Source organism: Mucilaginibacter lacusdianchii (assembly GCF_009770985.1).
In the GTDB taxonomy this organism is placed as follows: domain Bacteria; phylum Bacteroidota; class Bacteroidia; order Sphingobacteriales; family Sphingobacteriaceae; genus Mucilaginibacter; species Mucilaginibacter lacusdianchii.
In genome coordinates this window covers 1,122,517-1,136,660 of record NZ_WSRW01000001.1, presented here as the reverse complement: position 1 = coordinate 1,136,660, position 14,144 = coordinate 1,122,517, and the positions used below count along the sequence as shown (strand labels likewise).

The following is a 14,144-nucleotide window of genomic DNA, read 5'->3' as shown; positions in this document are numbered from 1 at the left end:
AGGTGCTACCCGCATTACTTAAAAATGAGGGACTTTAATTATTATAAACAAAGAATGTCATTTCGGATGATGATTAGAAATCTTGTGTACATCATAATAGTACATAAAACATTCCAATCATTATTCGAAATGACATTCACAGGCACTTCTTTAGTATAAGAAGCGTTAGTTATCTTTTGCCTTTAGCAGGGGTAGTTTTAGGGTTTTGCATAGTGCGCACCTCTTTAAGCAGGCGTATTTTTAACATTACAAAAGCGCCGCCTACAACTACCGCACCGGCCACAAACGGGTAATGGCCATGCGTAAAGCCCCAGTAAAAAGTAAAAAGGCAAAGTGCTATACCAATGGTGTATAACACGTTTAAAAACATTTTTAACGCCATATATTAATACACTTGCAGGCTCGGGTCAATTTCATCTGCCCAGGCTAAAATGCCCCCTTTTAAGTTATACAGGTTGGTAAAACCTTGTTGCTCCAGTTGCATAACAGCTGCAGCGCTACGTTTACCGCTACGGCACATCACTACTACAGGTTTATCTTTATCAATCTTATCAGTTTCAATCAAAATACCACCTAATGGAATCAGTTCGCCGCCCAGGTTTGACATTTGATATTCGAAATCTTCGCGAACATCTACCAGTTGGAAGTCTTCGCCGTTATCTTTCATTTTTTTAAGTTCTTCTACAGTTATCTCTTTCATAGTCAACAGTAATTTCAGTCAAAGGTAGGGTTTTTGCTTTCATAAATTAAATCACGCTTTTGTAACAATACATCCCTGCGGGCGTTTCATATAAAGGATTATCCAGATTTTTTGTAGATTTAGTATTGATGAGAAAAATAACCCGCTTTTTTTGGTTCTGCTCAGGGGCTCATGTAGACACCCTGAAAAAGTATCCTATCGAGCATAATAAATATGTGGGCATTGGAGCCACCATATTTTTTACGGCATTATTCGCTTCTTTATCTGGTGGATATGCGATGTACTTTGTATTTAGCGGCAACCCATTGGCACCGCTGTTTTCTGCACTTTTCGGGTTAATATGGGGATTGGCCATTTTTAATATGGACCGTTATATTGTGGCCAGTATTAATAAGCAGGGGAGTACCAACCAGCAAATTTTACAGGCTACGCCACGTATTTTGCTGGCTATTATGATTGGTATGGTGATATCGCGCCCGCTGGAGCTTAAAATTTTTGATAAGGAGATTCGCGATAAACTGAAAGCCAGTTACCTGAAAGGCCAAAACCGGAAAATTGATACGCTGCAAAAAACCTATTTGCAGAAGTATGCCATGGAGCTGAACAAAAACAAAGATTTAAAAGCCGAAAAAGATTCGCTCGAAAAAGACATCAACCGTTCGCGCGTGGAATTAAACCAGGAAGTGTTTGGCGATAAAACTACTCAAACTTCAGGTGTAGTGGGATACGGCTTTAATGCCAAACGCAAAGAAGAGGTGCTGGCCGAAAAGCAAAACCGCTTGAAAACCGTAACTGATGATCAGACCAAAATGGATCAGTACCTAAGTCAGCGTAAAGACTATGAGGGATTAAACAGCACCCGCTTGTTCACGCCAGGCCAGTTAGATAGCTTGGCTAATATTGCCGGTTTCGCCGACCGCAACTGGGCTTTGGGGCAGCTTGCGTTCCGCTCGGACGGGCAAAAGGATTTGGACACCTATCTGGCGCAGTCGTTTATTGGCTACCTGTTTATCTTGTTTGAGTGCTTGCCGGTATTTGTAAAACTGATGTCGCCCAAGGGACCGTATGATGTAGCTTTGGCCCAAATGACCGAGGCAAATATTTACTTTGCTGAAAAAGACAAAAACCGAGAAGTGGCCGTAACCGATAATTTGTTCGACCATCAATTGGATGCTGACATCCAACGCCGAAAGAAGATTATAACCACCCAGTCTGACTACGATTTTGAGCGACATAGTTACGAGTAAGATTTAAAAGGCAGCGTTTATCGCTGCTTTTTTTGTTCATTTGGTTTGTTGCTTTAACTCTTTTTGGCCTTCGTTAGGATATGGATGTTCTTTGACCACGGCCTGTGGATGTTACTTTTTCTTTTGCCGGAAAAGAAAAAGTAACCAAAAAGAACTAAGCGGTAGCGATCTCATGAACACCACTACAAATAAACAACAAGGTGAATAAACCTCTCGGCCGCACCTTTTCCTATGTTCTGCCTGTGCGTATACATCTGGCTGTGGTAACCGGAAAAGCTGAATGCCGATTTTTTTTGTCTGTTATGTTCGGTCAGTGCTTTGGTTGAATAAGGATAGAGAAGGAAAATAAAAAGAAGGGCAAAGGCCCGCTGTTGCGCCCGGGCCAGCGTTGGCCTTGTGGGCGGAGAGGTGATCGCAACAGCTAGGCTTTTATTCACTTTATTGTTTATTTGTAGTGGTGTTCATGAGATCGCTGCGCTAAGTTTTGGTTCTTTTGTAGCTATGACAAAAGAACTAGCCGCTGCGGCAATGAGCAGACGATGTAAGTTCAACTGTACTAAAGGAAGTTAAAAACGCACTACACAAAACTCGCACACTATCTAGTCACCAAACAAAAAACGCCTTACTTATTAAAGCAAGGCGTTTTATAAAATTATAATTGATTACTGAATCTTCAACCACTTATTACGTACCGTCATTTGCTGTGGTGTAACATTAGGTAAGCTTTCAATACGATATCTTACCTGGGTGTTTCTTAACAAAGTTACCGGTATTGTCATCGGTAAGCCGTCGCGAATGATACTTACGCTAATTTTATCTGCTACTTTTTTACCGTCGAGCATCGTTTTCGGATCGTGCACTTCGGCACCGTCAATAGCTGTGATTTCATCATATACGTTAATGCCATCTTTCCAGGCTGCAGTGCCGCGCAATACGGTGGCTACCCTTACATGGCCAGCGGCGTTTACATAAGTAGCACCCAATGTTGGGTTATTGCTTCCTTCCAAATCATTTACCACATGATAACCGGCATAACCCAAATACTGGTCATAATTTACAGGATCAACACCGTTGATGTATTTTTTGTAAAAATCATCCAAGTTTTTACCGGCAAATTTTTCTAAACCAGCTTTAAACTCAGCATCGGTATAACCGCGCTTTTTGGTTTTGTAATACTCGTTATACATATATCGCATTACATCATCTAATGATTTGGCACCTTTGGTATCATTGATGATTTCCAGATCAAGCAACATGCCGATGATAGAGCCTTTTGTATAATAAGAGATACCAGTGTTGATAGAGTTCTCGTCCGGGCGGTAACCTTTAATCCAGGCATCATAGCTGGATTGTGATAGTGGTTGTACACGAGTTCCCGGTGTATTGTCCATGGTGCCCATATCGGCGGTTAACTCTTTCAAATAGCTTTCTACCGGGTTCAGCTGTGCGCGGCGCACAATCAGGTTATCGTAGTAGGCCGTAAAACCCTCAGCAATCCACAAGTTGGTGGTATAATTCTCGTTATCATAATCAAACGGACCTAAAGCAATAGGGCGTAAACGTTTTACATTCCACAAGTGAAAGTGCTCGTGCGCAACCAAGCTTAAAAAGCCCAGGTAACCGCTTTCGGTAGCATAACCATCGCGCGAGGCACCCAGTACGGTAGAGCTTAAATGCTCTAAACCGCCGCCGCCGCGTTGGTAATTATGCACGATGAATACATAACGCTTATTGGGGTTTTCGCCAAAAATTGCGGTTTCTTCCTCAATAATCTTGGTCATATCTTTTTTCAGGCGGTCTTTATCATAGTTGCCGCCGCCATACATGGCTACTTCATACTTCACACCGGCTGCATCAAAACCAAAGATATCCTGGTTGCCCACTTCAATAGGCGAGTCAAACAGAATATCATAGTTGGGCGCTGTTACCGTAAACGCATCATTATTAACTGATGCCAAACTGGTAGAAACTTTATCCCAGTTTTTATAAGGTTTAATGTGGATAGTAGAAGGCAGGTTCAGCCTACCATCGGGATAAATGAAGGTACCGGCTGGTGATAAAAAGCCATGCGAAGCATCAATAAAATTGGTACGCACTGATATTTCATTACCATACACACGGTATTTTACTTTTACCGAGGTTAAGCCCTGTGTAGCAATTTGCCATGCATTTTTACGGGTTTTGGTTACGTTAACCGCTTTACCGTTATGTTCGGCCGTGAACGATTCTACGTTTTTGGCGTACTCGCGCACCAGGTATGAGCCGGGCGTCCATACAGGCATTTTAAGGGTTAGCTGATTTTGGGCTAAGCCTTTGATATCCATTTCGATATCTACATAATGAGCCTGCGCTTCAGGAAAAGATACAGTATAAAATATTTGCAATGGGCCTGCGGCTAGGCTGCTCTCAGTCATAGTTAAATAGTTAATTAAAATACAGACAATAAAACACCACTTTTTCATGGCCGAAAGATATAAATTTTCAAATCTATAAAATACTGTATATCAAAACCGCGCTGTTGTAAAATGGTTGATACATACAGTTCTAATGAACCGAAGCCTTTAATTTTACCGTTTGGTTAAAGTGCGTTGTATGCCACAGCTTGCATTTTACAAACGTTATATTTGCCGATAAACCTAAAGGTATTCCATACGCTTTGTAACCAGCTGGCAACCACTACCTATATAGTTATATGAACAATTTTTATCAAAATTTAAATTTAAGCATTCATCCAGGTAAACATTAAGACAAAATGAGACTACGATACATTATTTACATAGTAATAGCTTTACTTATCGGTTACCTGGTTTATCATAAATTAAGCAATGGCAAGGGCAAAGAAGGCCAGGCACAAGGCGGTGGCCAGGGTGGAGGCAAGGGAGCCGGTGGAGGCAAAGGTGGGCCGGGTGGCAAAGGCGGCCCTGTACCAGTAAACATCCAGATTGTAAAAGATACAGTGGTTAACAACACTATTGATGTGACGGGTACCGTTGACCCCAACGAGCAAGTAAGCCTGGTAAGCCAAACGGCTGGTGCCATTACCAGCATTAATTTTTCGGAAGGCGGCCATGTGAGCAAAGGCCAGGTACTGGTTAAAGTATATGACCAGGATTTGCAGGCCTCATTAAAGCAAAATCAATATCAGGTATCACTGGCTAAAGAGAATGAATACCGCAACCGCATCCTGTTGCAAAAAGGTGCCGTAAGCCAGCAGGAGTATGATACTTCTTTATCATCCTACAATACGCTTCGTGCGCAAAGTGAGGTAATTAGGGCACAGATAGGTCGTACGGTTATTCGTGCGCCATTTAGCGGTGTTATCGGCTTGCGTAATGTAAGTCCAGGGGGGTATTTGTCGCCCACTACGGCCATTGCTACATTGGTAAATACCAATCCAATGAAAGTTACCTTTTCGGTGGCCGAGCGTTACCGCTCGCTGATTAAGCCAGGCACTAAAGTTACTTTCAATATCGCCAGCTCACGCAAAAACTTTACGGCTACCGTATATGCCATTGATCCGTCTATCAATCAAACCTCCCGAACGGTAACCGTACGGGCAAGGGCAGCTAATCCAAACAATGAAATTACAGCTGGCGGATTTGCCAAGATCAACCTAGTGTTAGAGCAATCGCCGCGTACCATCATGGTGCCTACGCAAAGTGTAGTGCCCGACTTAAAATCGAGCAAAGTATTTATTGCCCGTAACGATACAGCGGTAGCCGTTCCGGTAAAAACTGATTTACGTACAGAAACCCTGATTGAGATTACCGAAGGCCTTAAACCAGGGGATAGTGTAATTGTATCAGGCATTATACAAATGCGCCCTAAAGTACCTCTGAAGATAGTTAAGGTGTTTCATTGATACTACAAAGCAGTCATAAAGAAAAGTAAAAAGGTGCCGCAGTGCATCATCAAAGAAAACAAAAAAAGCACATGAGTTTATCCTCAGTCAGTATAAAACGGCCGGTATTGGCCACGGTAATGTCAGTTATCATCGTGGTATTTGGTGTTATCGGCTACACCTTTTTAGGTGTACGCGATTTCCCGTCAGTCGATCCGCCCATCATTAGCGTAACCACCAGTTACTCGGGTGCAAACGCCGATGTAATTGAATCGCAAATTACTGAACCACTCGAAAAAGCCATCAACGGCGTACAAGGCATCCGTAATATTTCGTCAACCAGCTCGGTAGGTTCCAGCAACATCACGGTTGAATTTAACCTGGATGCTGATTTGGAAACGGCCGCTAACGACGTACGCGATAAGGTATCACAAGCCCAGCGCCAGTTGCCGCAGGATATTAATGCCCCGCCAGTAGTAAACAAGGCTGACGCGAATGCTGATAATATTATCACCCTTACTGTAAGCAGCAATACCCGTAACATTACCCAAATAAATGATTACGCCGAAAACGTATTACAAGAGGGCTTGCAAACCATTCCGGGTGTAAGTGCCATAAACGTTCAGGGCCAGCGCCAATACGCTATGCGTTTGTGGATTGACCCGAGCAAGCTATCAGCCTTGGGCCTTACTGCTACAGACATTAGTGCCGCACTGGCGCAAGAAAACGTAGAGCTGCCGGCTGGTAAAATTGAAGGTTATAATACCGAAATGACGGTACGTGCTTTGGGCAAGTTGGTAACCGAAAAAGACTTTAACAATCTGATTATCCGTTCAGACAGCAACCGTGTAATTCGTTTAAGCGATATAGGTTACGCCGTGTTAAGTTCGGCCAATGAAGAAACTGCTTTTAAAGAATCGGGCGTACCACAGGTTGGTTTGGCTGTAGTACCGCAGCCGGGTGCTAACTATGTGCAAATTGCCAAAGACTTTTACAAACGGTTAGAGCAAATTAAAAAAGACCTGCCTCCTGATATTACCGTACAGGTGGCGTTAGATAATACCCGTTTCATCAACCAGTCTATCGAAGAGGTGGAGGAAACGCTTATTGTATCCTTTATACTGGTGGTAATCATCATCTATCTATTTTTCCGCGACTGGCTTATTGCCTTCCGTCCGCTGATTGATATTCCGGTATCATTGATTGGGGCGTTCTTTATCATGTACATCTGCGATTTCTCTATCAACATTCTTACCCTGCTGGGTATTGTATTAGCAACAGGCCTGGTAGTGGATGACGGTATTGTGGTAACGGAGAATATTTACAAAAAGATTGAGGGTGGCATGCCCATACGCAAAGCGGCGTTCGAGGGTTCGGCCGAGATTTTCTTCGCCGTAATATCTACTTCGGTAACGCTGGCAGCAGTGTTTTTACCCATCATGTTTTTACAAGGCTTTACGGGGCGTTTGTTCCGTGAGTTTGCGGTAGTAGTGGCGGGTTCCGTGTTAATTTCGGCTTTTGTGTCGTTGTCGTTAACGCCGATGCTGAATGTGAAGCTGATTCGTAAAAACCAGAAGAAATCTAAGTTCTACGAAAAAACAGAGCCTTTCTTTGAGCGCATGAACAATGGCTATGCCGAAACACTGGTTAGCTTCATGAAGCGTAAATGGGTTTCGGTCGTTATCTTGGTGGTATCTGTTATTTTGATTGGCGTATTGGTAAAAGTGATCCCATCTGAGCTGGCACCGCTGGATGATCGCAGTCAGTTGCGTTATACCGTAACCGGTTCCGAAGGCGCTTCATACGAGTTCATGACCAAGTATATGGACAGGGTTGCGCAACTGGTAGATGACTCTGTTCCGGAAGCAAAAATAAATATTGAGATTGTGTCACCGGGCGGTGGCGGTGGTGGTTCGGCCAACTCTGGCTTTGGCCGTATCGGGTTGGTAGCACCAGATGAGCGAACACGCTCTCAGCAGGAAATTGCTGATTGGATGAACGGCAAGCTAAAACGCTTCCCGGATGCTCGTGCCTTCGTTATTCAGGAGCAAACTATATCTGGTGGTGGTAGCGGCTCGCGTACCTCTTTGCCGGTGCAGTTTGTAATCGAGAACCAGGATTTTGAAAAGATACGTAAGGTATTGCCTAACTTTTTTGCCGAGGTTAGCAAAAGCCCAATATTTTCTACGTCCGACGTAAATCTGAAGTTTACCAAACCCGAGCTGCGTATTACTACCGACCGTGACCGGGCCCGCGATTTAGGGGTGTCCGTACAAGCCATTGCGCAAACCTTGCAACTGTACTACAGCTCGGGTCGTTTAGATTACTTTTTAATGAGCGGTAAACAGTACCAGGTAATAGCCCAGGTAGACCGTGCTAACCGCGATGCACCGTTGGATTTAAAATCTGTTTATGTGCGTAGCACCAAGGGCACGTTGGTACAGTTAGACAACGTAGTAAAAGTTGAAGAAAGTGCGGCCCCTCCAGCTATTTATCACTTCAACCGCTATAAATCGGCCACCGTGCAGGCAGGCTTGGCGCCGGGTTATACTGTGGGTGATGGTATTGCCGAAATGCAGCGCATTGCCGATAGCATGCTTGACCCATCGTTTAGTACAGCCTTAACCGGCCCATCGCGCGATTATGCCGAGAGTTCATCTAACATTTTGTTCGCCTTCGGTTTTGCCTTGCTGCTAATCTATCTGGTATTGGCTGCACAGTTTGAAAGCTTTATGGACCCGGTAATTGTAATGCTTACCGTACCACTGGCTATTGCCGGGGCATTCTTAAGCTTATGGCTGTTTGACCAAACGCTGAACATTTTCAGCGAAATTGGTATGATTACGCTGGTAGGCTTGGTAACTAAAAACGGTATTTTGATTGTGGAGTTTGCTAACCAGCGGATGGAACATGGTATTCCCAAATATGAAGCTGTGGTTGAAGCGGCAGTTGCCCGCTTGCGCCCTATTTTGATGACCAGTTTGGCTGTAGTATTGGGTGCCGTGCCTATTGCATTTGCATTAGGCGCAGGCGCTAAAAGCCGTGTATCGTTAGGTATTGTAATTATGGGCGGACAAATGTTTGCCTTGGTACTTACCTTGTACGTGATTCCGGTGATGTACATGTTGCTGGCATCTAAAATACGCCACAACCCTGATGAAGAACCTGCCGAAGCGGAAGAAAAGAAACCTTTATTGATTGAAAACCTGTAAAAGCAACATGAGCGTAAAACCCCTTATTTGCCTTATTTTTTGTTGTGCTGTTTTTGCGGGCCGAGTACATGCTCAGACAACGCCAACACCTACTATTGATACCGCCAGTGTGTTAACGCTGAAAGACGCGGTTGAAATAGCGCTCAGAAATAATTACGACATTAAACTTTCCAAAAATACGGCTACAATAGCCAGCAACAACGTATCGCTGGGCAACGCCCGCATGCTGCCAACGGTTAGCGGAAACTATACTATAAGCAACAGTATACAAAGCACTACCCAAACCCGGTCAGACAGTACAGTAAACCGTATTACCCGGGCCAACAATACTGGTAGTAATTACGGCGTAGCACTTACCTGGACACTGTTTGACGGTTTCAACATGTTTGCTACGTACGATGCCTTAAAACAGCGTCGCCAATTAAGCGACGTACAACTGCGCGATACCATACAACGCACGGTAGCTAACGTGATCAACGCATACTATGATCTGGTAAATCAAAATAAACAGATACAGGCATTGCAGGGCGTTATTGCCATTTCGCGTACGCAGTTGCGTTTTGCCAACGACCGCTATTCAGTTGGCCGTGTTGCCCGTTTGGATGTATACAATGCGCAGGTAGCCGTAAATACTGATACCGCTACATTGATTACTCAGTTGCAGCAATATCGATCCAGCAAAATTGAATTGAACCGACTGATGGCCCGTGACCCACGTATTGATTTTAAAATTGCAGATACCATTATTGTAGATGATAAACTGGTATTAAATGATATCATTAACCAGGCCAACACGCAAAACCCGGCTATCCTTTCGGCCAATATTAACCAGCGTTTGGCCGAACTCAACTTAAAATCTATCCGCGCTACCCGTTATCCGCAAATTTCGGTTAACTCGGGCTATGTATGGAATAATAGTACCAACCCGGCAGGTTTTGCCAGGGTGCAGCGCTCAAACGGACTAAATTATGGTTTAGCGGCTACTATAAATATTTTTGATGGCTTTAACCAGTGGCGCCGCGAGCGAAATGCCAAGTTGCAAATTGATAATGCCAATATCAACGTAAGCCAAACCCGATTGGAAATTCAAGCGCAGATTACTGATTTATACAATAGCTACACCGCTGGTTTAGCGCAGGTAAGGCTTGGGCAGGCCAACGCCGATCTTGCCCGCCAAACGCTAGAAATTTCACTGGAAAAATATCGGCTGGGTACCATTACGCCGCTGGAGATACGCGAGGCACAGCGTAATTACCTGAATGCTCAGTCTATTTTCTTTGCTGCTCAATACCAATCTAAAGTGGCCGAAACAACGCTAAAACAAATCACCAATAGTATTGGCTTACAATAATTTTTTTGCTTAATTAGCGTCTTATTTAGGGTAAAATCCTAATTTTGAGTTCAATGTTGATAAGCTATAAAACTTGTTTGTTGATTGACGACAATTACATAGATAATTTTGTCACTCGCCGCATATTAGAAAGCAGCAATTTTGCAGAAAAAATTGTGGTGCAACAATCAGCAACCGAAGCTATTGAGGCTATCAGGATTGGTGAAATAAAGCCGGATGTTATTTTTCTGGACTTGCGGATGCCATTGATGAATGGTTTTGAGTTTTTGCAGGAGTACGATAAACTAAGCGAAGAGAAAAAAAGCGCTAAAAAGATTTTTATGCTTTCTTCGTCATTAGACCCTGTAGATGTAAAACGCTCCAGCCAAAACAAATATATCACCCAGTTTATTCATAAACCACTTACCCATAAAACACTGGAAGAACTTAGCGCATGATATTAGTTGCCGACAGCGGATCGTCAAAAACAGACTGGCTGCTGGCAATTCCGGGGCAGCCTTACCTGAAATTAAGTACAGGCGGTTTAAATCCCTATTTTTTAAGTGAAAAGGAAATTGCCAGGGTTGTTCAGGATCAGGCGCCCGAGTTAATTAAGCGGGTTGCTGATATACAGGAAATTTATTTTTTTGGTGCTGGCTGCTCCAGTCCCGACCGGCGCGAAATGGTATCTAATGCCTTAACGCAACTGTTCCCTAGAACTTTTATTAGTGTAGACAGCGATTTGCTGGGCTCAGCTTATGCCACCTGCGGACATCATAAAGGTTTATGCTGTGTGTTGGGTACAGGTTCTAATATATCTTATTTTGACGGCCATAACGTTTGTGACGGCAAACATGGTTTGGGTTATGTATTAGGCGACGAAAGTTCGGGCACTTGGTTTGGCAAGGCGTTGATTACCGATTACTTATACGGTAATATGCCCGCCGATTTGCATGCCATTTTTAAAAGAACCTACCGCCTAACTAAGGAAGACGTAATTAAAAATGTGTATCAAAAAACCGGTGGTAATTCATACCTGGCTTCTTTTGCACAGTTTCTAAGTACTATTAAAGATACTGATTATGGTCAAAATCTGATCCGTACGGGGTTGCTGGAGTTTATTGAAACAAACATCAAATCATACCCTGATTACCAGCAGCATGTGTGCCATTTTGTAGGTTCCATTGCCTACTTTTTCGGTACTGAACTAAAAGCTTTGTGTGCCGAACATGAAATTTCTGTTGGTAAAATTATTCGTCATCCTATTGATGATTTAATAGAGTTTGTGTTGGAACGTGACCATATTTCTGATTAAAAAACTCGCATTACCTTTTTAAAAGCGAAGCGGCGTGTTACGGCCTAAACCATTTAAATACAGCTAATAACAATCCTATCACCGCTAACAAGCTACCTAGCTTAGCCAGATAATCGCCATAATGGGTGTAAAAAGTTAGTTCCGAATTAAGATTAATATCCTGCTTTAGCGCCGTACGCACCCACCAGCCAGACCGTTTTACTACGTCACCACGCTGATTGATAAAAGCCGATATACCCGTGTTGGCCGAACGGCAAACCCATCGGCGGTTTTCAATAGCACGTAATTTGGCATAATCCAGGTGCTGGTCTTTACCCGAGGTATTTTCCCACCAGCCATCATTAGTGATGATAGCTATAAACTGGGCACCTTTGTTAACCGACTGTGCTACATACTCGCCCCAAATAGATTCATAACAAATAACCGGATCAGCCCCAATGCCGCTTTGCGAATAAAATACGTCGGCTTCATCCTGTTTACCATAGCTTCCAGCTGCACCGCCTAAGTGTTCAAAAGCTGGTTTCAGGAAAGATAAGCCGCTAAACGGAATCATCTCGGCACCGGGTACCAGTTTTGATTTGTGGTAAACTTCCACCTCATCTGAATTTTCAATTTGCACTGCCGTATTAAAGCTATCAAAGTAACCGCCGCCACTGGGTGCAGCACTTGCAGTAGGGGTTTGCTTAGTATTGTACGGCTTATAAGTAGATACCCCGGTAATTACGTTACCGTTTTTGTATTTATTCAGAAACTGGCGTATCTGCAGGTAGTCGCTATGCGTGCGGATGTGGTCTTCATTCAACGTTTCGGCAACAGCCGTTTCAGGCCAGATGAAATATTCGGTATTGGGCTGGCCCAGCGAGTCGGACAGATGTGTAAGGGTATCTATCTCCAAACGTGCGGGTATCTCAAACTTAGCGTAAGGGTCAACATTAGGCTGCACCACAACTACATTCGATGGGTTTTCGGGCTCCTGATAAGTGTAGTATTTAAATAATGAGAAGGCTAAAGGCAGTAAAAGGGCTAATGTAAAACTTACAACTAACTTTTGCTTATAAGCCTTCGTCTGCGCTTCGCGCAAACTTATATAAATTAAAAATACCAGAATGTTTATCACCCATATCCATACCGTACCGCCATATACGCCGGTATACTGATACCACTGCACCCATTGGTGACTTACGGCAAAACCGTTGCCTAACGTCATCCAGGGGAAGTTTAGATCCCAGGTTTGATGCAGGTATTCATAACCTACCCAAAAACATACGAGCGCAATCAAGCTGAAAGAGCGTGAGTAGTGTACCCGCATGCGATAGTATAGCACGACCGCCGTTCCCATGAGTAACGGGCCCAATGAGTATGGAATTAGCGTAAGCGGTATGGCAATCAAAGCCCCTATGGTTTTAAGCGAGTTGTACACCCAATATACCGACAAACTATTCCATACAAAAAAGCCGATGAAAGTGGTAGCAAAAACAAGCTTACCTTTTTTGCGGACAGATGAAGACTCAATAATATTTTCAACCGCTATTAGCATAGGCACAAAGCCTACAAACAGCAAAAATGTAGTATAATGAGTAGGCGGCCAAGCAATCCACAGTAATAAACCGGAAAATATGGCAAGGAGTACGTTTTTTTTCATTCGATATAAAGAAACGAGGAATGTATCAATTTATTCTATACGCTTTGATATCATCGCGAAGAACAATGCAATGTTTAAACTCAACGTATCAAGGTCTTGTTTCCTGGCTCTTGTTTTTTGACTCTGCTCCCTTGCCTGCCACACAAATTACAAATTCGCCTTTTACCGGGTGCGTTTCAAAATGTGTTTTTACCTCGGTTACTGTACCCCGTACGGTTTCCTCAAACATTTTGGTCAGCTCACGCGATACCGAAACAAGGCGGTCTTCCCCAAAATAAGTAGCCATTTCATCCAATGTTTTCAGTAACCGGTGCGGCGATTCGTACAAGATGATGGTACGTTCTTCTTCGGCCAGAAATTTATAGCGGGTTTGTCGACCTTTTTTAAGTGGTAAAAATCCCTCGAAGCAAAAACGATCGGTTGGGAAGCCCGAGTTTACCAGCGCAGGCACAAACGCCGTGGCACCAGGCAGGCATTCTATAGGTAAATCGTGTTTCAACGCCTCGCGCACCAGATAAAAACCGGGGTCGGATATAGCAGGCGTCCCGGCATCGGATATCAGGGCAATTATTTTCCCTTCTTTCAAAAAGCGCACTATCTCGGCGCTGGCCTGATGCTCGTTGTGCTGGTGATGAGCAAATACCCTTTTTTCGATACCAAAATGTTTAAGCATAGGGGCCGAAGTGCGGGTATCTTCCGCCAAAATCAAATCGGCTTCTTTTAATATGCGAATGGCCCGGAAGGTCATATCTTCCAGGTTGCCAATGGGGGTAGGTACTAAATAGAGTTTACCGGACATATGTGAGTTGTCTGTTGTGAGTTGTCTGTTGTCGGTATCAAAAGTATTTAGTGATAAA

General features: G+C 43.6%; 12 protein-coding genes. 6 read left to right on the top strand and 6 right to left on the bottom strand.

The window, feature by feature from the left end; genetic code table 11:
• Positions 1-169: 169 nt before the first annotated feature.
• Together GPM24_RS05145 and GPM24_RS05140 are read right to left on the bottom strand one after the other, a co-directional pair.
• Complete coding sequence (locus GPM24_RS05145) at positions 170-382, bottom strand: DUF6358 family protein (RefSeq protein ID WP_158825653.1); 213 nt, start codon at positions 380-382, stop codon at positions 170-172.
• Positions 383-385: 3 nt separating this feature from the next.
• Positions 386-700 (bottom strand): rhodanese-like domain-containing protein, encoded by a 315-nt coding sequence (locus GPM24_RS05140; protein ID WP_158825652.1) that lies wholly within the window; start codon positions 698-700, stop codon positions 386-388.
• Between the two features lie 128 nt (positions 701-828).
• Between GPM24_RS05140 and GPM24_RS05135 the strand changes: the two genes are divergently transcribed.
• Positions 829-1,947, top strand: coding sequence for a DUF4407 domain-containing protein (locus GPM24_RS05135; protein ID WP_158825651.1), 1,119 nt, complete (start codon positions 829-831; stop codon positions 1,945-1,947).
• Positions 1,948-2,129: 182 nt separating this feature from the next.
• Here GPM24_RS05135 and GPM24_RS05130 read toward each other — a convergent pair whose 3' ends face one another.
• Together GPM24_RS05130 and GPM24_RS05125 are read right to left on the bottom strand one after the other, a co-directional pair.
• A complete protein-coding gene (locus GPM24_RS05130) occupies positions 2,130-2,384 on the bottom strand; it encodes a hypothetical protein (RefSeq protein WP_158825650.1) in 255 nt (84 codons plus the stop codon).
• 225 nt (positions 2,385-2,609) lie between these two features.
• A complete protein-coding gene (locus GPM24_RS05125; protein ID WP_158825649.1) occupies positions 2,610-4,361 on the bottom strand; it encodes a M61 family metallopeptidase in 1,752 nt (583 codons plus the stop codon).
• Positions 4,362-4,699: 338 nt separating this feature from the next.
• On the opposite strand from GPM24_RS05125, the gene GPM24_RS05120 reads away from it, so the two are divergent.
• From GPM24_RS05120 to GPM24_RS05100, 5 genes are all read left to right on the top strand, one after another.
• Complete coding sequence (locus GPM24_RS05120) at positions 4,700-5,809, top strand: efflux RND transporter periplasmic adaptor subunit (RefSeq protein ID WP_158825648.1); 1,110 nt, start codon at positions 4,700-4,702, stop codon at positions 5,807-5,809.
• Between the two features lie 71 nt (positions 5,810-5,880).
• Entirely contained in the window at positions 5,881-9,000 is a 3,120-nt protein-coding gene (locus GPM24_RS05115; RefSeq protein ID WP_158825647.1) for an efflux RND transporter permease subunit, read from the top strand.
• A 7-nt stretch (positions 9,001-9,007) separates the two neighbouring features.
• On the top strand, positions 9,008-10,351 hold the full coding sequence (locus GPM24_RS05110; protein ID WP_158825646.1) for a TolC family protein: 1,344 nt from the start codon (positions 9,008-9,010) through the stop codon (positions 10,349-10,351).
• A 53-nt stretch (positions 10,352-10,404) separates the two neighbouring features.
• Positions 10,405-10,788 carry a response regulator gene (locus GPM24_RS05105; protein ID WP_158825645.1) on the top strand — a complete coding sequence of 128 codons (384 nt, stop codon included), beginning with the start codon at positions 10,405-10,407 and terminating at the stop codon, positions 10,786-10,788.
• Positions 10,785-11,645 (top strand): N-acetylglucosamine kinase, encoded by an 861-nt coding sequence (locus GPM24_RS05100; RefSeq protein ID WP_158825644.1) that lies wholly within the window; start codon positions 10,785-10,787, stop codon positions 11,643-11,645. The genes GPM24_RS05105 and GPM24_RS05100 overlap by 4 nt, the downstream gene beginning before the upstream one ends.
• A 37-nt stretch (positions 11,646-11,682) precedes the next feature.
• Here GPM24_RS05100 and lnt read toward each other — a convergent pair whose 3' ends face one another.
• The gene (gene lnt / locus GPM24_RS05095; protein WP_158825643.1) at positions 11,683-13,287 is read right to left on the bottom strand and encodes an apolipoprotein N-acyltransferase; all 1,605 of its coding nucleotides are present in this window, start codon (positions 13,285-13,287) and stop codon (positions 11,683-11,685) included.
• A gap of 88 nt (positions 13,288-13,375) precedes the next feature.
• Positions 13,376-14,086, bottom strand: coding sequence for a 16S rRNA (cytidine(1402)-2'-O)-methyltransferase (gene rsmI / locus GPM24_RS05090; RefSeq protein WP_158825642.1), 711 nt, complete (start codon positions 14,084-14,086; stop codon positions 13,376-13,378).
• Positions 14,087-14,144 lie beyond the last annotated feature (58 nt).